General features: G+C 59.0%; 17 protein-coding genes and 1 pseudogene. 6 read left to right on the forward strand and 12 right to left on the reverse strand.

The annotated features are described in order from the left end of the window. The first annotated feature begins 35 nt into the window (after positions 1-35). Positions 36-1,097 (forward strand): pyridoxal-phosphate dependent enzyme, encoded by a 1,062-nt coding sequence (locus IVB54_RS33300; RefSeq protein ID WP_247384641.1) that lies wholly within the window; start codon positions 36-38, stop codon positions 1,095-1,097. Between the two features lie 103 nt (positions 1,098-1,200). Here IVB54_RS33300 and IVB54_RS33305 read toward each other — a convergent pair whose 3' ends face one another. Further along, a complete protein-coding gene (locus tag IVB54_RS33305) occupies positions 1,201-1,695 on the reverse strand; it encodes a hypothetical protein (RefSeq protein WP_247776819.1) in 495 nt (164 codons plus the stop codon). Between the two features lie 3,122 nt (positions 1,696-4,817). On the opposite strand from IVB54_RS33305, the gene IVB54_RS33310 reads away from it, so the two are divergent. Together IVB54_RS33310 and groL are read left to right on the forward strand one after the other, a co-directional pair. Next, positions 4,818-5,132: a co-chaperone GroES gene (locus IVB54_RS33310; protein WP_247282145.1), complete on the forward strand. Its 315-nt coding sequence runs from the start codon at positions 4,818-4,820 to the stop codon at positions 5,130-5,132. Between the two features lie 84 nt (positions 5,133-5,216). After that, the gene (gene groL / locus IVB54_RS33315) at positions 5,217-6,875 is read left to right on the forward strand and encodes a chaperonin GroEL (RefSeq protein WP_247776820.1); all 1,659 of its coding nucleotides are present in this window, start codon (positions 5,217-5,219) and stop codon (positions 6,873-6,875) included. Between the two features lie 249 nt (positions 6,876-7,124). Here the strand turns inward: groL and IVB54_RS33320 are convergent, their stop codons facing one another. Then, positions 7,125-7,469 carry a prolyl oligopeptidase family serine peptidase gene (locus tag IVB54_RS33320; protein WP_247470283.1) on the reverse strand — a complete coding sequence of 115 codons (345 nt, stop codon included), beginning with the start codon at positions 7,467-7,469 and terminating at the stop codon, positions 7,125-7,127. A 2,436-nt stretch (positions 7,470-9,905) separates the two neighbouring features. Here IVB54_RS33320 and IVB54_RS33325 point away from each other — a divergent pair. The 3 genes from IVB54_RS33325 (at position 9,906) to trpD (ending at position 12,987) form a co-directional block, all read left to right on the forward strand. After that, positions 9,906-10,643, forward strand: coding sequence for a carbonic anhydrase (locus IVB54_RS33325; protein WP_247440346.1), 738 nt, complete (start codon positions 9,906-9,908; stop codon positions 10,641-10,643). Between the two features lie 667 nt (positions 10,644-11,310). Next, positions 11,311-11,499 (forward strand): hypothetical protein, encoded by a 189-nt coding sequence (locus IVB54_RS33330; RefSeq protein WP_247776822.1) that lies wholly within the window; start codon positions 11,311-11,313, stop codon positions 11,497-11,499. A 474-nt stretch (positions 11,500-11,973) separates the two neighbouring features. Then, positions 11,974-12,987 (forward strand): anthranilate phosphoribosyltransferase, encoded by a 1,014-nt coding sequence (gene trpD, locus IVB54_RS33335; RefSeq protein ID WP_247282149.1) that lies wholly within the window; start codon positions 11,974-11,976, stop codon positions 12,985-12,987. 680 nt (positions 12,988-13,667) lie between these two features. On the opposite strand, the gene IVB54_RS33340 is transcribed toward trpD, so the two are convergent. From IVB54_RS33340 to IVB54_RS33385, 10 genes and pseudogenes are all read right to left on the reverse strand, one after another. After that, complete coding sequence (locus IVB54_RS33340) at positions 13,668-14,144, reverse strand: Lrp/AsnC family transcriptional regulator (RefSeq protein WP_247776823.1); 477 nt, start codon at positions 14,142-14,144, stop codon at positions 13,668-13,670. A gap of 477 nt (positions 14,145-14,621) precedes the next feature. Next, positions 14,622-15,041, reverse strand: coding sequence for a hypothetical protein (locus IVB54_RS33345; RefSeq protein WP_247776824.1), 420 nt, complete (start codon positions 15,039-15,041; stop codon positions 14,622-14,624). 1,784 nt (positions 15,042-16,825) lie between these two features. After that, the gene (locus IVB54_RS33350) at positions 16,826-17,032 is read right to left on the reverse strand and encodes a hypothetical protein (protein ID WP_247338327.1); all 207 of its coding nucleotides are present in this window, start codon (positions 17,030-17,032) and stop codon (positions 16,826-16,828) included. A 560-nt stretch (positions 17,033-17,592) separates the two neighbouring features. After that, positions 17,593-17,862 carry a DUF6129 family protein gene (locus IVB54_RS33355; RefSeq protein WP_247776826.1) on the reverse strand — a complete coding sequence of 90 codons (270 nt, stop codon included), beginning with the start codon at positions 17,860-17,862 and terminating at the stop codon, positions 17,593-17,595. A gap of 31 nt (positions 17,863-17,893) precedes the next feature. After that, on the reverse strand, positions 17,894-18,235 hold the full coding sequence (locus tag IVB54_RS33360) for a DUF3024 domain-containing protein (protein ID WP_247776827.1): 342 nt from the start codon (positions 18,233-18,235) through the stop codon (positions 17,894-17,896). Between the two features lie 15 nt (positions 18,236-18,250). Further along, positions 18,251-18,490: a nitrogen fixation protein NifZ gene (locus IVB54_RS33365; protein ID WP_247776828.1), complete on the reverse strand. Its 240-nt coding sequence runs from the start codon at positions 18,488-18,490 to the stop codon at positions 18,251-18,253. Next, positions 18,487-18,801, reverse strand: a complete 315-nt coding sequence (locus IVB54_RS33370) for a nitrogen fixation protein NifZ (protein ID WP_247776830.1) — start codon at positions 18,799-18,801, stop codon at positions 18,487-18,489. Before IVB54_RS33370 ends, IVB54_RS33365 begins: the two co-directional genes overlap by 4 nt. Beyond that, the gene (locus tag IVB54_RS33375; protein ID WP_247776831.1) at positions 18,798-19,091 is read right to left on the reverse strand and encodes a hypothetical protein; all 294 of its coding nucleotides are present in this window, start codon (positions 19,089-19,091) and stop codon (positions 18,798-18,800) included. The genes IVB54_RS33370 and IVB54_RS33375 overlap by 4 nt, the downstream gene beginning before the upstream one ends. Before the next feature lie 638 nt (positions 19,092-19,729). Next, complete coding sequence (locus IVB54_RS33380) at positions 19,730-19,972, reverse strand: ferredoxin (protein ID WP_247776833.1); 243 nt, start codon at positions 19,970-19,972, stop codon at positions 19,730-19,732. Between the two features lie 92 nt (positions 19,973-20,064). Continuing rightward, positions 20,065-20,490, reverse strand: a pseudogene (locus IVB54_RS33385) (nitrogenase cofactor biosynthesis protein NifB); the annotation flags it as partial. Positions 20,491-20,922 lie beyond the last annotated feature (432 nt).

The raw sequence follows: 20,922 nt of genomic DNA on the forward strand, positions 1-20,922 counted from the left end.
CAGCAGCCGTCACCTGTAGCGGGCAAGATCAACGCATGAACAGCACCTCCTCTTCACCAGTCAATGCGATCGCAGCCGAGCTTGGCCGCCTCGATCCCGCATACGCGCCGACGCCACTCCTGAACCTTCCGGCGCTTGCGGAGGGGCTCGGAGTGGCGCAGGTGCTAGCGAAAGACGAGGGCCGCCGCATGCTCGGCAGTTTCAAGTCGCTTGGTGGCACCTATGCCGGGCTGCGCGCGCTCGCCCGGGCCTCGCGCATGCAGTTGGCCGACCTTCTCGCGGCCCGACCTAAGGGGCAGCCGACCCTGGTCTGCGCCAGTGACGGCAATCATGGGCTCGCGGTAGCTGCCGCCGCGCGCTTTGCCGGGGCGCCTGCCCGCGTGTTCCTGCACGAGGGCGTGCCGAAAGCGCGCGCGCGCCGCATCGAGAATCAGGGTGCCGAGATCGTATGGGTGCCGGGCACCTACGACAATGCAGTTGATGCGGCCGCAGCCGCGGCCTGCCAAGGCGCCGGCATTCTTGTCGCCGACACGACCGACGATCCGAACGACCCCATCGTTTGCGACGTCATGGCGGGGTACGGCGTCACGGCGGCGGAAATCCGTGATCAGGTGGATTTCGCCGGCCTTGGGCGTCCGACACACGTCTTTATACAAGCTGGGGTCGGCGGACTCGCCGCTGCCATCGCCGAGGGTCTCTCGGGCTGGCTGGCATCTCCGGGCTGCATCGTGACGGTCGAGCCGGAAACCGCAGCGTGTCTCGCGCCCGCGCTCGCGGCCGGTCGCCCGATTCGGGTGATGGGCGATCTCCGAACATCCGCGGAGATGCTCTCCTGCGGCCAGGCGAGTGCGGCCGCCGTTGCGGTGCTCAGGCGTCACGGCGCTCGCGCCATCACCGTGCCCGAGGCGGAATTGGTGGATGCTGTCCGCGTACTCTCCGCCCACGATGGCCTTGCCACCACGCCGTCCGGTGCAGCGGGCCTGGCGGGTGCCATGGCTGCCCTCGCAGACCCGAGCCATACAAGGGATCTCGGACTCGACCGGTTGAGCCGCATTCTCGTCCTCCTCACCGAACGCGCCTGGGAGGACCGAACGTGAGCACCGCAATCTTCGCTCCTAGTTCGACTTGCATCCTCTCAGTGACGCCATGTCCGGCAGGCTCGACGCTTCATCACTGGATCATCGGCGGTCCGTCTCCGGCTCAAGAACCCAGCGGCGCGCCCCCGAGGGAAACGGGCCCTTCTGCTTTAGGCGGGCGAGTGGCTCTTGTAGTTGGCTTTGAAGCGGCCTGGGCTACTGGCGCACGAATATCTGCAGGAAGATGCGCAGCAATGTTCTGCAGAGACTCAATTCTTGAGGTCAGGGCTGCGATTTGATCTAACATGCGTTTCAAATCGGCTTGCTGCGCATCGATGTTGCGGTTGAGCGCTGAAATCTCCTCGCTCGCCTGCTGTTGCCCCGACCGAATCTCCGAAAGGGCCGCTTTGTCTTCAGGTGACAACGCCGGCATTGGGACGACTTCACGTGCCACTAGCGCCTCGATCATTCGGTCGATATGGGGCCGGTAAAATTGACCCCCAACGCATAGCCCGATGAAGATGGCGACAAATCCAACAACCCACGGAAGGCGTCTTGATGACGTCTGCAAGACGGGCGGCAACTCCGAACCGTTCGCTTGATCAATCACATCCATCATTCTTTCTCTCGATCTATATTGGCTCTCGTTGCCGCCGTAGTAGATGACGGTCAAGAGCGTCTATGCGAAACTAATTGGTCATGCGCACAAAGATATCGGGAAAGATCATTCCGCTTCAGCGTCCACACGACTCTGCTCGTGCAACGAATCGATGTTTTCCAGCGCCAACAGGCACTCGGCGCATTAACGCTGCACGGGCAACGAAAACACGCACGATACGATCGCGTCCATAGCTCTAAGTACACTCGCGATGGCGCGGGCTCCTCCGCACCAGCGGCAATCTGCCGGGAGCGCTGTCGAAAGATAAACAAGCACGCTCGCAGAAGGCGGGCTCAGCTAGCTTCTCAGATCAACTCTGCGCCCGAACCGATGGCTACAGGCAAAGTTAAAGCTAGCCGACTGAGAGATGACGAATCGCGATCTATAAGAACGGGCATTATCTGCGCGAGTCTAACAGCGAGCCACTTAACCAGGATCATGAGCCAGGAGCCACGGCTCCCCTATGCCGGAATTTACCGGTGTATGGGCTGGCATCGTGAGATCGGCATCGTAGCGGGGCCACGTCTTACCGCCACAAGGACATCATACGCACGCGGTGCATTTTTCAAGCGTGACCACCCGGTTCGCAGACTTACTCGAAATACAAGGAATATCGATTGGCGACTGAGTGGGCCTATCTTTTCGACTTGCAAGCCTAACAGCCTGCATTGAACGCGGCGGCATTTTCGCGGCGAGCTTAGAGCAAGCCCATCAGGTGTCAGCCGTTTCAAATTGCGATGGAATTGCTGGGGAATTCTTCGGAATGCGTGGGTTTCTGGTTTTGTGGCGCAACAGTGTGGGCAGCACGCGGCGGGCACCAAGATGGCTTTGTGCCGCGGCTGACCGCGTCCATGCCGCCAGTCACGTACCCTAGTCTGACGATCGCGGTCGAGTAGCTCGGCCATTTGGCTTTGCCCTCACAGACCCGGGAGCCGGCTTTCCCGCACCCGGCTCTTCCCGGGAGTAACCCGCGTCATTCATTGGATAGATAAAAATGACCTGGGCAGGAAATACCGCGCTCGGCCAAGCCGGTTCTGTTTTGTGATCAGCCGCTTTTTCACCGTTGTGGATCCGTGGCGCGACGCGCGCCTCTTTCAAAGCACTCGACCCGGGCATCCGGCCAAAGTGGGTCATGCGCCGTCATAGTGATGGCGACGCTCGAATGCTACGAACCCTCGCTAGCTCGCGATAGTATTCAACCAGAATGCCAGCCTCACTCGCGTCTCACATGATAGCCCCAACATGAACCGCGGTTCGGACCGACGCCCGGCATACCTGCTAAATCGCTTCGAAGTACCGCTGGCGTTCACAGTCGGAGAGTTGATGTTGAACGGCTTCCCACTCCCATTGCCGGGAACGGGAGAACGCTTCAACTTCCGGTACCGCACCACGTAGCCGTTCGCACTTGCCACGAAGCATCAGCTTCCTTCTAGCATTGAGATGCAGGTTTGAGGGCCACCATCTCGCGTCGCTCACAGGCAAATCAGCCGCTCTACTTACGTGTGAGCGGCGTCTTACGATCCGACGGTGAGCCAAACGCATCTGCCGGACGCGCGTTGCTGTGACCCAGACACAGGGAGCTTCACGGCACTCGTCGATGACCGGGCTCGCCTTGCGTGAGCCTCGGATTTGGGACATTCGCACTGTATGTTGCTCGTTGGGACGGGCTTCGGGTGCCGAAGTCTGTCACCGCCCATTTCGACACCTTACATCTTGACGTAGGGTGCGATTCAAGCCCCTCAGATAGCTTATCGTGTGAAATTTTCGGACAATGCGGCTGTGTCGCATGTAATCCGAGGCGCCACAGTATGTGTACGATGTCCAAGATGAATCCTATCAAGCTCCAAAGCTAAAGACGCGCTCGAAGCACAAGGCAGGCAAATGAGCGCTAGGGCTTGTTGAAGGAGAGCGCTTGTCGTGACCGCAGGTATAAGAGCCGCCCGATTACGTCGTTAGGGCCGCATTATCATGTCCACATCACGCCGACCAAGTCCGCAGACCAGACGGCTCTGCTACAAGGCCTGGCGGACCTGGGGCGAACTTAGATTCACCTGACTAGTTTCGGAGTCCGTATCCCTCCGGCGGCGCCCGGCGGCGGCCGTCTTGTGTAGTTTGAAGTTTAGCTTTGAGGTCACGTAGCGATAGGGCGCCGAACGTCGTTGGCGACGGAGCTGCGACGAGCAGGTTCGCCATTTGCAGGCTTGCGAGACGGTCTGCGGCCTCGCGCGCCGGTACGGGGTGGCTTACAGCCTGCTGTTCACCAGGCGCCGACAAGCGCACCAGGGGCGACCGGGCGGAGATTTCGTGCCAGCTCTTGTTCCTGTCGAGATCCACACCTACGCTGGCTCCGGTATTGATCAGCACGCCGCCACCGGCGTCTTCGCAGCTCGCCCATCGCTTCAGCATTTAGTTCTACGGTTGCCAGGTCATGGTCGCGGGACAGTTCGGCGAGCTGTTCGCGCATATAGACCTGTCGCGATGCTGGCAGAGGCCTTTCGCGCAAGCCGGGGACATCGGCGCGCTCGCTGTCTGGAGCACGGGCGAGCCGTCCAGCAGCGACTTCGGCGCGCAAAGGTGATCTGAAACTGGAAGCGGTGCCGAACGATCTGAGCACATTCCTGCGCTAGCTCGCGCAGCCAGTGTTGCCTCGCCTCGACGTACTGAGTATCGGATCATGGATCAAGCGGAGCGATACCCCAATTCGCGACCTCTGCGTCAGGTTCTAAACGCATCCCGATCTTAGAACGAAGTCAGCCGACGATTCGCATTTGAGCCCGCACCAGATCGGCGGTCCTTTACCAGCTCGAATTTAGGGCAGAGGAATTGAACTGTTAGGCGAGATTGGGTTGAGACGCAGAGCCGCACGACTCACTCAGAAGAAGGTCGGGTGCTCGGCGGCAAGCGGAGAAAGTGATCTGGGGCAGCCCCCACAGAGATCCGCCGCCCAGCGGATTTTTCCTGCTACAAACACTTGTTCCCCAAAAAATCGGTCCTATTTCAGCTGCGCCTGCGTTGGCACTCGCGGGCCACGATTGCTAGCAATCGGGAAATCTTCAACTGAAGTAAATGCTTAGGAGATCTGCATGGAATTCCGTCCGCTTCACGACCGCGTCGTGGTCAAGCGCATTGACGCAGAAGAAAAGACCGCTGGCGGCATCATCATTCCGGACACTGCCAAGGAAAAGCCTTCGCAAGGTGAAGTCATCGCCGTCGGCCCCGGCGGCCGCGACGAGAGCGGCAAGCTGATCCCGATCGACGTCCTGGTCGGCGACCGCGTCCTGTTCGGCAAGTGGTCCGGCACCGAGGTCAAGATCGACAACGTCGACCTGCTGATCATGAAAGAGAGCGACATCCTGGGCGTTCTCACGGACGCGTCCGCCAAGAAGAAGGCCGCCTAAACCATCGCTCGCACCGCTCATCCTGAGGAGCCCTGCTGGGCGTCGTAAAGGGTGAGACCAAGTAAAACATTCAGGAAGACCCACATGTCAGCCAAAGAAGTCAAGTTCGGCGTAGACGCCCGCGACCGCATGTTGCGCGGCGTCGAAATTCTCAACAACGCGGTGAAGGTCACGCTCGGTCCGAAGGGCCGCAACGTCGTGCTCGACAAGTCGTTCGGCGCTCCCCGCATCACCAAGGACGGCGTCACCGTCGCCAAGGAGATCGAGCTCGAGGACAAGTTCGAGAACATGGGCGCGCAGATGGTGCGCGAAGTCGCCTCCAAGTCCGCCGATGCGGCCGGCGACGGCACCACCACCGCAACCGTGCTCGCGGCTGCGATCGTTCGTGAAGGCGCCAAGTCGGTTGCCGCCGGCATGAACCCGATGGACCTGAAGCGCGGTATCGACCTCGCGGTCGAAGCCGTCGTTGCGGACCTGGTCAAGAACTCCAAGAAGGTCACCTCGAACGACGAGATCGCCCAGGTCGGCACCATCTCGGCCAACGGTGACGCGGAGATCGGCAAGTTCCTCGCCGACGCCATGAAGAAGGTCGGCAACGAGGGTGTCATCACCGTCGAGGAAGCCAAGTCGCTCGAGACCGAGCTCGACGTCGTCGAGGGCATGCAGTTCGACCGCGGCTACATCTCGCCCTACTTCGTCACCAACGCCGACAAGATGCGCGTTGAGATGGACGACGCCTACATCCTCATCAACGAGAAGAAGCTCTCCTCGCTGAACGAGTTGCTGCCGCTGCTCGAGGCCGTGGTGCAGACCGGCAAGCCGCTGGTCATCGTCGCCGAGGACGTCGAAGGCGAAGCGCTTGCCACCCTGGTCGTGAACCGTCTGCGTGGCGGCCTGAAGGTCGCGGCCGTCAAGGCTCCGGGCTTCGGCGATCGCCGCAAGGCCATGCTGCAGGACATCGCAATCCTGACCGGTGGCCAGGCGATCTCGGAAGATCTCGGCATCAAGCTCGAGAACGTCACGCTCAACATGCTCGGTCGCGCCAAGAAGGTGATGATCGACAAGGAGAACACCACGATCGTCAACGGCGCCGGCAAGAAGGCCGACATCGAAGCGCGCGTGGCTCAGATCAAGGCGCAGATCGAGGAAACCACCTCGGACTACGACCGTGAGAAGCTCCAGGAGCGTCTTGCCAAGCTCGCAGGCGGCGTCGCGGTGATCCGCGTCGGCGGCGCGACGGAGGTCGAGGTGAAGGAGCGCAAGGATCGCGTTGATGACGCGATGCATGCGACCCGCGCGGCTGTGGAAGAAGGCATTGTCCCGGGCGGCGGCGTCGCCCTGCTCCGTGCCTCCGAGCAGCTCAAGGGCCTGCGCACCAAGAACGACGACCAGAAGACCGGCGTCGAGATCGTGCGCAAGGCGCTCTCCGCGCCCGCCCGCCAGATCGCGATCAACGCCGGTGAAGACGGCTCGGTGATCGTCGGCAAGGTCCTGGAGAAGGAGCAATACGCCTACGGCTTCGACTCGCAGACGGGCGAGTATGGCAACCTGGTCAGCAAGGGCATCATCGACCCGACCAAGGTGGTCCGCACCGCGATTCAGAACGCAGCCTCGGTTGCGGCTCTGCTGATCACCACGGAAGCCATGGTCGCCGAGCTGCCCAAGAAGGGCGGCGCCGGTCCGGCGATGCCTCCGGGCGGCGGCATGGGCGGCATGGGCGGCATGGGCGGCATGGACTTCTGATCCAACTCTCTCAAAATGCGATCCCCGGCAGAAAAATGCCGGGGGTCATTTTTTTGCTCGCGGCTTTTTCAGTTCGTTGTTCTGATCTCGCGCTATGCGCTCCCGCTATTTGCACTGGCGACCTTAACGAACTCACTCGTCAACCGCACTCAATCCACAAGCCGCCTGGATGCATAGGTCTATTCGGGTGCCAGCCGGCGCGCGTATCCCATGAGATTGGCGGCCGCGCTATGCCCGCCATCGATATTTTCATAGCAGTAATGGGGCTGGCCGAGCGCCGCAAGCCTGGCGGCTGCCTTGCGGCCGTGGGCCGGATGCACGCGATCGTCCTTGTTGGAAGTGAGAATGAACGGGACCGGGTAGGTCTTGCCCAGGACACGCTTCTGACAGGGTGAGTTGGTCTCGATCCAGCCGCGCTGCTCGGGATGGCGGGATCGCCGTATTCGCCGATGTAGGAGGAGCCTGCGCGAACTTGGTGAACCGAAACATGTCGAACAGCGCCACCTGCACGATCGCTGCGTTGAAGCGGTCCCGGCGCTGAGTAATCGCGGTGCCCACCAGCAGACCTCCGTCGCTGCCGCCGACCACGCCCATCGGCGCGGAGAGGTGACTTTCCGACGGATTAAGTCCTCCGCAAAGGCGATGAAATCATCCATGCCCGCCGCTTCGTTGCCGCCTGGGCCGCCTCGTGCCAGCGCGGCCCAAACTTGCCGCCGCCCCGCAGGTTCGCGACGACATATGCACTGCCCTGCTCGGGCCAGAGCCGGCCCGTCGCTCCGGCAAAGGATGGCAGGAGGGTGGCGAGGACTCCGCCATAACCATTGTAAAGAGTTCGGATCTCCGCTCCGAACCTCGCGTTCTTCGGACGTACCAGAAAGTAGGTGCGGGTCCTGGCCGCGCTAGCTGTCAAGCCTGGTACGCGCCCAGATGCCGCGCATGTGATTCTTGTCCTGATATTGCTGCGATCCCCCCGTTCCAACGAAACATACCAAATCCGGTCTTTGGCCTGAAGCATGCTGAGCGCCTCCTCAAAGAAGCGGCGATTGCACGGATCTGATTGGAGCACGCCGAGCGTCTTGTCATTCTCGGCGCGGGCCCAAGCCAGTGCGCGCGGCTCTTCGATTTCCTGGAGCCAAAGGAAGGGCCGCAGGGGCCGACTTCTGGAGAACCGCCGTGGAGGACAGACACGTCAGCGAGAGCAACACGGCGGCAAGGAGCCGGGAGTGATCCTGGACTGGGTGGGCCGCCCGGCTCACGCGAGCGAGCTGGGCCGGAAGCAGACAGAAGAGGTACATTCGGTCTCGACAGCGGACATGCGTGGACCGTGCCCGCCAGTCCAAACGAAGCAAGCAGGGTGCCGCCTGAAAAATGGAGCTCCTCCAGTCGCCGGTCGCGCCCGTTGGCTCAAACCTGACAATGTGGTGTTAGCTTCAAGTATTGTGATGCGCTTTACGCTTCTCGCCGATGGAACAGAGGTGCCCTGCGCTGGCGTTTCACAGATCGGTCCGTAATCGCGCTAGAAGCATTATGGCGCGCCTGGCTTGCAACGGCACGTGCTCAAGGAAGGCTCTCGCGCGGAGAATTTGCCGCGGCTTGGTGCAGCGAGCGCGAGCACATGTCAGCACGGCGCGTCATCATGCGGAGGGTCAGTGACGAGCCCGCCGAAACGGCAGGTCGTTCTCGCAATTCGCAGGCATTGCACGAAGTGACTCGCACTCCGCGGGATCGACCATAATTATTTGCAAGCGCAACGCACCCTTAGGCGCACATACCCAATCACCTGCGCAGGTTCCTCGGGTGAGAACAAGAACTGGCTTCACGGAATCAAGCACAGGCTCTCGGCTTTCGTCAAAACCGTCAGGGCAACGTCTCTTGATTGTTCATTAAGAGCCGCCACCAATGGTAGTTCGCTACTCACCGACCTGCGAAATCGAGGCGGCGACCCAGGGAGAGGTTGGTCTTACCGGCTGGCAACGACGGCCGTGATTTCCCGAGTCTCTGGTGGTCCGATGCTGACAGGGTGCCAAGGTCAACAAGCGTGCATAATCAAAGGTCTCGAGCATGGCGCGATTCGCCTTTCGACACGCGCTTGATCTTGGCACCGCTGCGTTGGCGCACGAAACGACTTCGTTTGCGCCGGCTACCGCCGAAGGCAGGTGTTCGGCACCTGAATTAATTCGGCGGACCGCCAACCGTGCACAGTCTTACATACGAGTTTGTGACGTTAGATTCCCTTCGAAGCACTTGAGAACGGTTAGGGCACATGCTTGCATGCCATCGAGCAACTTGACTTCTTCGCGCCTGCTCCGTGGAGGAAGAAGAGAATATGCTTTGCAATGGCAGACGCCCGCCACTCCTAGTGTCCTTACTGTTGGCCGTTAGCGTCAGCACGATGGTCAAGGCCGAAGAGCCCTCACCGAAGTACGCTGAGGTGCTCAGTGCCTTGCAGACCGGCAATACTCCGAACGTCATACTGGACCTAAACCGCTGCACCACGCGCACCGCGGGACGGCGCGCAGTTCGTCTAGAAATTGGAATGAGGCTTGAGCCGTTCTTAGCTGCGTCGCAATGTGATAGGCATCCCATTGGGCAGGCGCCGATGACAACTTCGGTCGGGCTACATTACCTGAGGAGCACTAGCGACCAGGATGCCCAGTTCGTTCGTGCTCACCGTGCGTGCGCACATGGGGATCCCGGCGCTAAGGCCGTTCGCGCGGCTCCGCGTTCACTCCACTCCTCCCAATCTAGTGAAGCGCATGCCGCCCGAAGAACGGCTGTTTGGAAGGCGGTGACGTTGTCTCGAAATCCTGATCAGGCCGCCGTAATGACACTTTAGAACTCCTTCTCGGAGCCATTTTGGATAACGCCCATCGCGCTGTCATCAAGCAAAGCGAGAGGCGCTAGGGCGAACACATCTGTGCAACTGAGTTGGTGCACCTCCATAGGCAAGGCGCTGGGTAGCGCTGGTTCCGCAGCGAGGCCAAGCCCGAAGCCACGGGACGGCGTAGAGCAGCACTCGAAGAGGGGAACATGTGTGAAGACTGCCTACCGATCCTGCCTTATCCGATGACGCCGTCTCGCCGTTCGCTAATGCTGTTCACGGCTTCGGCGGCGGGCATCCTGCTGGGCGGTAGGATTGCCGGCGCCATGGAGGCAACAGCGCCGCCAAAACCGGACAACCTTCTCACGCCGGACGCTTCGCTGAAGCGACTAATGGAAAGCAATGCGCGCTACGTGCATGGCCTATCACGACTCGACGATTTCAGGCAGGAGCGCGAAGCTTTAATCAGCGGGCAAAATCCATATGCAGCGGTCCTAACCTGCGCCGATTCACGTATTGCACCCGAACATGTTTTCAATAGCGGACTTGGCGATCTGTTCGTCTGCCGTGTCGCTGGTAATTTCGCCAACGATGAAATGCTAGCCAGCATTGAATATGCGGTGGCCGTGCTAAAAACCCCGGTGGTCATGGTACTTGGCCACGATCGCTGCGGCGCCGTCGGTGCTACGATCGAGTCTTTAAGAGAGGGCAAGCCTTTGCCTGGGCACATTCCATCTCTCGCCGCCGCACTTGCGCCCGCGGTAAAAGCGTCTTCCCAGGAAAGCGGGGATGCACTCGCAAATGCGATCCGGCAAAATGTAATCGACAATGTCAATAAGCTCAAATCGGCAGCTCCGATTCTAAATATAGCAATTGAGCAGAATAGGCTGAAAGTCGTCGGGGGTCTTTATCGGCTCGACACCGGCCGAGTCGAATTGGTGAGCTGACCGTCATCAGAGCCCTATTCTGAGCAGTGCCGTTTGAAAAGCGACAACGTTGAAAGGTTGTTGTCTCTGCCGCCGAGTCGACCAGATCCTGGTGATCGGAGGGACGGATCATACGCAGCGGGCCGGCGCAGCGCCTTCACGTGGCAGGCCCCACCGGTGGGACAGAATGGATAGTACGTTACGCACGGACCTGGCTACTTCCGGGGAGCCAAAAGCTTGGAGATCTTTCTGCGATCATTTCGTTGAAAGGACTTGAATCGCACGTAACGTCACATTGTACAATCTTGAAATGAAATCGCGAACTCTAACAAACAAATGTAACCTACTCCTAGCGTGTGGGGTGATGGCATAACGATCTTATCCTATTTCGAATTTGCGGCGAACGCTCGCCGCAAATGAGCCGGCGGCAACTCTCCCTTGCCGACGGTCGGTGCGATGTGTAGCAGCGTCGCTCCTCCCAGACTGACTTCGCCCGGCTTCCAAAATGAGGCCGGGCTTTTTTTGCATGCAAGCCATCATACGATCGCGGTCAACGATTCCACGATGGGCTGGTTGCAGAAGAAGTCGTCCCGCCATGCTCGGCTATGGAAACCACCCACCGTCCTCCCATCCAATCGCTGGCTCTGATCTCGAGCAAAGAACGCTTGCTCCTTTGCAGGTGAATGCCATGGATAGCTTGATTCTTACGCAGCGTCAGGTTGTAGGATCGCAGGGCGGACTGACGTTCAAGCTGACCGCGCATGCCTTCGACGACGCATACGCGGCCCTAGCCGGACCGGCTGCCGAGCTGCATGCCCCACGAATGCCCCCTTCAAATGACGCCTCGCTGTTGAACGCAGAACACGAAAACGGGTGAGAATGATGTCATGGGGCGCGCAAGTATCGATAACGAGTGACTTAGGATCAGTGCAAACATCCGCCAAGCCCACAAACGCTGCCGGTAACGAGCCCCGATGATGCCGGCCGAGACGCGCAAGTTGTGCAACGCGCTCGAAGGTCAGTTACCTCAAAGAGGAGGAGCACCATTTTTGATCGAGACGGCGCGACATAATGCCATATCAAGAGCAACATGCAGTGTATTTGGTCAGGATCTCGAGCTATGCGCCAGCGCCAGCTGGGAGCATCAACGGCGAGTAGTCGTGTGTGGCATGGACGTCATCCTGCAATCGTCGAGTGCGGCTCGATCCCACAAAACCGCAACGTTTGTCCGATCATCTATTTGCAAAGAACAGCGTGGGTAGCGACAACATGGAGATGGGATCATCTAGCGGATTAAGGTCGCGCTCGCACGCGCGACTCGCCAGTTGGCACGCTAAACACGTGTAGAGCAATGAACGCGCTCAAATCGATCATTAGCAAAGTTGCTACAGGTGCCACGCTGACCCGCGAGGAGACCGCAGCAGCCTTTGAAATCATGATGTCGGGCCAGGCGACATCCTCCCAGATCGGGGGATTACTAATGGGCATGCGGGTACGTGGCGAAACCGTAGAAGAAATCACCGGCGCAGCCTCGGCCATGAGGAGCAAAATGCTCCGGGTCAGCGCGCCCCCCGATCCTGTAGACATCGTTGGTACGGGCGGTGACGCTTTGGGCTCAGTCAACGTGTCGACATGCGCCTCATTCATCGTCGCCGGCGCCGGCGTTCCTGTGGCCAAGCATGGCAACCGCGCCGTGTCCTCACTATCGGGCGCTGCTGACGTCTTGGCCCGGCTCGGCGTGAAGGTCGACCTCCCGCCTGTAAGCGTTGCTCGTTGTGTGCACGAAGCTGGCATCGGCTTCATGCTTGCGCCCATCCGTCATCGGGCTATGCACCACGTCGCCCGGATCCGAGCGGCACTTGGGACCCGCACGATCTTCAATCTAGTCGGCCCGCTCGCAAATCCAGCCGGAGTCAAGCGGCAGATCGTCGGAGTGTTTTCGCGTCGATGGGTGCAGCCCTTGGCGCAGGTGTTAAGGAACCTTGGTGCTGAGTCGGTGTGGGTGGTGCATGGCTCAGATGGACTCGATGAGATCACCCTTACCGGACCGTCATTTGTTGCCGCGCTAGAGAGAGATGCGATCCGTACCTTCGAAGTCACCCCGGAAGACGCGGGCCTAGCCCGCTGCCACAACGAGGCGCTGAGGGGCGGCAACGCCGATGCCAATGCAATCGCGCTGCAAAGCGTGCTCGACGGCATGCCAAGTCCGTACCGCGATGTTGCTCTTCTCAACGCCGCCGCAGCAATGATCGTGGCCGGCCACGCAACCAGCTTGAGGGACGGCGTCGCCCTTGCGCAAGAATCCCTTAACAGCGGAGCGGCAGCTGCGCGATTGAAACACCTGATCGCGATCTCCAACGCTTGACACGGCCGACGCGGGACATTTTGAACACCAACATCGAAGCCTACGAGCGCGAAGAGGTTGCAGGCGCAAAGCGCGATGTGCGTCTGCCACACGTCGAGAGGCTTACCGCGGTTGCGGGGTCACAGACGCAGCAGCCCCGCTTTTCCAACCGACGGAGCGGGATCCGCGAAAGGCCTCAGATCGCCAAGACCAGTGCGAAGCAGCCTGCCGAGACAATCAGCAAAGGCCGCGGCCGAAGCTTAGGTTCTCAATTTTGTGTGCACGCAAGACGTCAATGGATAAGCAATGACGTCCCCGCGAACGGTAGAAGCGCTCGCATTTATGGCAAAGATAGAACACATTATTCCGAAATTTCGGGCGGTCATCGATACAGGCAGCTCCATCCTCAAAATCTGCGGGGTACGCTGCACACAACACTCGATAAGCATCTTCTCGCTGCAAAAAAGCAGGTTGTCGGCGATTCCGGAATCCACTAGGTGCTCTCATACCGCTCGTGTTAACCTCGGACATTGCTGTTGAGGAGCATGCGCCGAGCCAGATGGAATTGCGGGAACGCGGCCTCATCTTAATCGGACCGCATCGACGCGGGCCCAGAGTGCGAGATGGTCGTTACCGCTCTCACACCGCGGAAAGCCATTATGCTGCATCCAAGATCAGGGCGTTAAGGGTCATGGCGAGGGTCACCAGCATGCCAACGATCCCATTGGTAAAATGAAACCGGCTTTGACTCGGTCCAGAACAACTACAGTCTCGAAGCGCTTTATATCTGGATTCTCATTTATCAAGCGTCGGGTGAAATGCTCGTACTCTTCCATATTATTTGCAGTCACCAACAAGATGAAATCAGCTTGGCCCGTGATGTAAAATCCGCTCATCACCTCCGTCATAGTGCGGATCCCCCGCTTAAAACGATCAATGATGTCGGCGCGATCGCGCTCAAAGAAAATGAGGACCAGCATAGTCACGTTTCGGCCGATCGCCCTTGGCGAAATGATTGAGACGTCTGATTCTATCACGCCCTCTTTTCGTAGGCGCTTTAGTCGGCGCTGAACTCCAGATGCAGATAGGGCAACTTTTGCGCCGAGTTCTTCACTGCTTAGGCGATTGTTGCGTTGAACGAGATCAAGAATACGAGCATCGATTTTGTCGATTTCCATGGCTGCATTGCGGACTCTCGAGCGCGATCGCCTCCTCCAAGCATGCGAAGTAGTCCCATTGAGCGTCCCGGTCATCTCTAAATCTCCTCCCTAGCACCTCTACGAATGTACGTCTTCAAACGACAATGCGCGCACTGACGAGTTGAAGGCTCAAACCTTATTGGGGACAGCCAACCACCGGTTCCGGTCTTGTGCGCGCCCGGTCGGCTTGCGTCGCCTCCCCTAATTCCAATAAGCCGCTAAAGCTCTTTACCTCACGCGCTGTTTTTGGAGGTGAATTTGTCGGTACCGCACCTCTCTTGACGCCTGGCAGCTGATTGAACCTAGTTCTTTCGGGACGGACATGTGGGCGGGTTAGCGTCACCAATGGAGCCCATCGGATTGACCTCGCGGGCGAGCTAGTGGCGAGTGAATTTCCTTCAGCTATGTCACGTCGCGCCCGTGGCGGCGCGCAGGCCACACTGGCAGTTCTCGAAATCAATTAACGACAGGCAGGGCGGCTTCCCGCCTGCGTCGCCTGGTGTGATGATCGATGACTGGACGCAATAGATCAGGAAGCAGCGCGCCCGGCATCGTCGCGCTCGCACCAGCATCGAGATCTGGCATCATTGTAATGGCTTCCTCTCCGTCGAAGGGGCCGAGGATTGCCTCTCCTCCGGCGTCAGTCAACGTCCGCGGCTTCGCCGCGGCAAACGGCACCTCGACATTGAAATAGCTAAAGCGCGGCATCTCCCGGGCAAGGCGCACCAGAAACGACATTGTTAACGTCACGCCACTGAGCAGCGCATTCAGGACCAGGATCGAAATCTTGGCCGCATCTGCGATACGGCCGAGACGATCGAGCATCGAGGGCGCGTCCGCGTTGAGGCTCACGCCGTGGTAGGGCGGCATCAGCATCCACGCGCGGCCGCATAGCGGGCGCGCTCGATTGCAAATTGCGTCCTGAACTGTTTGCATGTGATCATGACCGCCTTGCGACTACCCACATGAGCCAGGCACAAATCAACCAACAATCGCACTCCTGCTCGGTTAACAGGAACTGCTCGGAACGATGAGCCAGAATGTAGATCCATCGACGCGCTCGTCGATCATGCATCGCGGCGCTGCCCCTCAATGGCAAGAACTCCGGTTTCCGTGAAAGCCGATGCGACTGGGAAGAGCCGGCTACAGGCGTATTTCCTTGCATTTGGCATGAGCAGGCTTCCAACAAGCAGATGTTCTTGAAGGGCAGATGTCTTTGGGCTCGCTCAGGTCATCAAGAGCATTGGATGCCTCGAACTGACAATAGGAACCGAGAATGGTCCTCCCTGTGTTCGCCGTCTGCAACCCAAAGGCCGAAGGGATCATCGGACGGCCAGCCATCTGCTGCGAAGACTTCGTAGTTATTCTTCCAGAGGGTCCACCAAAAACTAAAGGCTGCGTCGGTGTAGCTCATGCCATAACCCGCTTCACTTTTCTCTTCCGATGAAGGGCGTGAGCAATCCCACGAGATCATTCCGGCTCTGCGGCAGCCTTTGCCGATGAGATCGGAGCGATAGAACTTTGTCCTAGCGGTCATCCGTGGATACCCGGCGTTTTTCGCTCAGCATGGAGATGACTGGAACTGTCCTGCTTCGACCTTATGAGGCGGGGCCCTGACCCGATGGTGATTATTCCACATGAGGTCGCATTGGTCGCTGGCCCCGAAATCAGGATCTGGGTAATTTTGGGAAAATATCTCTGTAAGAGACAACCCCGTCTAATTCAGCTGCCAACTCAGACTTGTCGTTTCTCGCGTATCGCGACGTGAACGGAATGATTCACCTAACATATGCTGGGCGGTGTCTTCCGCTTATACAGCTTTCGAGAAGCAGACGGCGCTAAAGGCTCCGCAGGAAGGAAAACGCTAGCGAGCTTTTGTCTCAATCCCATAGGCTCCTCCCGCGGCCAAAGCCTGCTAGTGAGTGAAGCTTTTTCTTGTGCAACTGAGAGAAGGACACGACGCCCTGTTATAGAGGTCTTCAAATTGCCGGTCGTCTCAAGGATTCGAGTGCGCTGGCGCCCCCCAGTGTCAGTCCCGTATACATCCTTGTCCACTGGACTCCGGCTGGACACTTTCAGAATGAAGCTGAGGCATCGCCGATGGTCAGGCGCATCAGGGACAAGCGCTCAAAAGCCGCAGTGCGTGGCTGGACAAGCCGGTGCGCGAAACGCCCCTCTTGGTTTCAATCGGACGAGGCCTGTCGATCGGTTATCGGAGGAACGAGACCGCCGGCACGTGGGTGTTTCGCAAAGCCGACGCATCGCGACTGTACGCCCCCGACACTCGGACCCAACTGTCGACTACAGCGTTGAGTGCAACCGATCTAAGCGCGTGTCCATTACGGGACCCCGATGCAAAACCCACTGTCGACCTCCAAGGTCGCACCCTTTCCGTTGTATCTGAATCATGACCGATCCGGGGAGAACAACCCGCAGTAACCGATGCTAAGCCGAACACCGTCGTGCCAGCAACGATTGGTATTATCGAAATAGTCATTGCCGAAAGAATCACAAGAATTGTAACCGGCAGGCCCTCGCCGATGTCTTCGATCTGCGACAGACTGCACGCCACCCGCTTGATCGCATCGGCTGGACAGCCTGCGAACACCCCAATATCGTGGCTAGCCACGATATCGATGATCTCTTCGCTCATGCCGGCGTCACAGTTTCTGCTTGAAGGTGTCAACTGCGGCCCGGGTCACTCGAAAAACGCCACGACCACGGGACAGTGGGCGATAGGCAGAGCCGGCTCGGGTCTTGAGAACATCAAACCATTGGTCGGGCGTGAGCCTCGCCGGGCGCTCGCTGATCTGGATCACCCTGCCATTCGGGGCGAAGCGGACGTGAATGATGATCTGCGGACTCATATCGTTCCCGTTTTTTTGCCACGTTTAGAGACCGGTGGGCTGCTCGATTGTGGCGTGTTCAGTTTCGGCCCCTTTGGGGGGACCTCGCGCAGCGACTTAAACTTCGCACCTGCATTGGTGCCGGGTGGCCCGTTCGGGTTGGCGGCGATAATCGCCAGTGTGTTAGGCCTCATGCGTTCTTCGGCATTGTCTTGAGGCTCGTTTCGGACCAACATTCGGTGTCGGCGAACTCCCCCGTGCGTCCGCCAGATTGACGGCATGCACGGTCTGAGAAACGAATAGGAAGAGGCGATTACCTCTTCCTCTCGCTCGATCCCGAGCGCCTTCAGGCCAGGCAGGAGCCCAATCGTGCGTTTGGAACCGCAACGCTATGCTTGCGGCCAACATAGATCGCGAAAGCTCGTTCGAGCATCTCAGTCGTCGACCGACTGGAAATTCGCTGCGAACACAATAGCGCTTCGACAGCCGAGGGTCGGCAACAACGATATCAGGATGCGAGAGCGGAATTGCATTCACCGCCTCCGCGTCATCGGGGCGATTCTCTGCGGGTCCAGTGCCGATCACCGCCCAACATGCCTTCTAGCCAGCACCAATCCAGTCGCTCGCGCCTGGTCGGCCGTAATCTGCATGCAGTGGTCAGATACATCGATTAGATGCAGGTCAAACTGCGGAAGACGCCGGAATGGCTGCTGCGCCACATCCGACGCATCACATCGAACCAAGGTGAGCTGCGGAAAGCGGCGCCTTAGGTCAGCAACGGCGCTAGTGTCTGTGTTAGCTGTCTCAAGCAGGCGTTCGATTTCGATCAATTGTTCTGTGGCGAGCGCCATTGTGACTCCTTATGATTGTTGCCAATGAGCATCACTGCCAGAACAGCCGCTCGGGATCCGTGTTCAATTCGTCGATCGCCGACGCAAGCCGGTGGAAAATGCTGTAGAATTTCCAGCTTCCTCGCGCATGATTCTTGAAGAACAGTTTCCAGATCCCGCTCACGGCATCGTAATGAAACAGCGCGACATCGATCTGACCGCCATCCTTGTCAATATTGCGCGAGCAGCAGGGACTCTCAATGAGATAGCCAGCCTTTACCGGCGTCACACTCGGCGAGTGCTTGCGGGAGATCAAAGCACGTTCGATCCGCTTGCGATCTAGCTCGTTCGGATGCGGGATCAGCCCGACCGGTACCTCTCTCGACACTCTCATTGCGAGAACATCCCCTCAAAGGACTGTGATCTCTTCTTCAAGACAACCAACGACCAGCCGCTCACCAAAATCTACAAGATAAATCGGCACGCTTGCTTCGGTATGCATCGCGACCCGGACGATCTCGCCGATGGCACCGGCGCCGACCAGGATCCCATCAGGCGGCGCGGTGGCAACTGACTCGTCATTGATGAGATCGGCTGCCGTTTTCACGCGCTGGCCCGATCGATATTTTGGAATGCGCGGCTCTGTCATGACACAGCCACTTCCGGCAATGGCAGATCGTCTACGCCCTCGTCGGCCGGTCCGACCTCTTTGCGCCTCACGCCGACGCGGTAGCCACTTTCAAGAAGTTCGACACCGCAGATATAGAATTTCTGCAGGAACGTACCGATGGAAACGACGTAACCCAGGTCGCCCTTCTTGGCCAGAATGTCGCCGATCTCCTTGCCGCAAAGGGTGCCGTCATTGCGGATGGTACTGCTGGCCCTCACCTTTTCGCCAAAGCTGAACGCGGGCCGCCCGCTTAGCTGGACCACATCACTGTCGGAAGCGATCATGTTCATGCACCGCCCCCTCGCGAACCTGCAGGGCGCTCGGAGACGCGAGCAGAGGTGCTCTTCTGCAGCATATTGTCCTTGTCTGCCATGAGACATGCCGACTCGTCATCCGCGATGCGACTCGCCACTTCGTAGCGGGCACGCCGTTCAGCTTCGCGGTTCAGAGCGGTTACCAAATGAGGTGAAGGTCGCTGCGCGTACTCGAGGTGCACGGAGGTATCGGGATCGTTCACCGTGGCAAGCAGCCCCATACGTCGGGCCACCATGCGGCGAAACTGAATGGCCTCATCATTCATCAGCCAGCCAAGCCGACGCGGCCCGATGCGCTGCGTCCCGACCCAACAGACGCGATAAAATGCAGAGTTTTGCCACCTCCGGCGTCTTAGCCCAGCGAGTCTGTAGACGTCTAAGCGGTAGAGCTCGATCGGAACAGAGGCCAACGTCTCTGCTTCGAGCAGATGTTTTCGGCCACTCCCTCCAGATGATAGAAGAGCCCGGTCTGCCGTTGCTGATCCTCGGCTTCGGGTAGCAGACCTTCGTCGAGCCGCGTGTGTGCGACCAATGCTCCCTTGCTGCCTGATAGTGGAATGACTGGGTCCAGGTCCATGGGCAGCTTTGCTCCTCTGACAGGTGGCCCCTTCGACATTGCAACGCGATGCACCTGGCTCGGCGAAGAACAGGCCCGTCTGCACAGCGGCGTGGCTCAAATCGATGACAGCGCTGCTTAGTGGGCACTCGACACCGAGGCGCAACTTTGGACTGTTGCGCTTCGTTACTTTCTTGCGGGGTCCGGGGCGCCGCGTACGCACCGATGTTGGCGATCGATCCCGAGTAATCCGTGGCCATGACAGGAGATTGCAAGTCGACGCCTGCGGCGCCATCAATGCACACGGCGATACTCGCGACTTTGGAGTGACGGAGCTCGGCATGAAGTTCACGAGCCCCCCCCGTTGAGGCAGGCGCGTGGTAAACGCGACACTGATGTATCCATGACGTTGGTGTTTTCAACTGGACAGACAGCGACACACTGCGGCTCGTCAAGGTAGACGATGCGTTCGGTGCATTTCTGGGATTCAATTGCGAAGCTTCCAGCCTTCTCCGACGTTGCAACATTCGGGTATGAGGGTTCACAATCCGAGGAACGCGTCCACTGCGAGGCGACGATCTTGAATGGCATAGATACGACCTCTTACGCGACCGAGATCAGCGGTTCTTGCGGGATCGCGGCGTCGCCGCGCTTGGCCTTTGAGCCCGAATGCTGTGCCGTACTCGGGCACGGAGATCTATGGCATGATAAGTCGTTTTCGGATTGGCCAAAGCATCGCCGGGGCCGACGATACCGAGCACAGTCAGCTGCGGAATTCTGGTGGCTACCGCGAGCAGCTTTCCCGCCGCCTGCTCAGGAGTGAGCTTGTCACGACCAACACCGGGACGCGATTCTTTGGCGCAGTCGTACTTACGATTGCAGTAGTTGCATTGAAAATTGCACGCCGGCGCGACCGCGACATGGATGCGAGCGTCATGATGATGAGCTTCTTCGCTATAGCAGGGATGCGTCCTAACTTTGTCCCAGATTTCGGCCGGCAGATCGCCTGGGACAGCCTGTGACCCATAGCTCCCTTTGCCATTTTTCGAAGAGCTCCGGGAACCCTTATAATCGGCGCATCCCGCCGCTATCCTCAGCATCTTTGACATGTTTTCCGCGTCCGGCAACAGCGTCCATATTCAATTCTCTACCAAGTGTGCCCATGGCGATCAGCCTGAGCGGCCACAGAACGAGAGTTAGCAACTCGCGTGCCATCTCGGATGGCGATGGCATTCCCGCCGTATGAACGAGTTAGCTAGACTTGGTCCGCACAGTTGTGCACGCGTCAGCGACAGTTCACACGTCGGAAATGCGACAGGCGTCGCAATTGTGACGGAGATGACCGTTGGGTTCTCATTGAGCTCGCGTGAGATCTCCCAACACGCACCGGTCGCTTGCGATGCGACCTCTTCCTACTAGCGGACCGCGGCGAGAAGACCACTTTGCGCCGCTACTTGGCGCTCAACATCTCTATCGCGTGCGAAAGCAGAGTTCGTTGCGTGAGAGTGCTTGCGGATCGACGATCGCGTGATGGACGTCAG

This window comes from Bradyrhizobium sp. CW1 (genome assembly GCF_023100665.1).
GTDB lineage: Bacteria > Pseudomonadota > Alphaproteobacteria > Rhizobiales > Xanthobacteraceae > Bradyrhizobium > Bradyrhizobium canariense_D.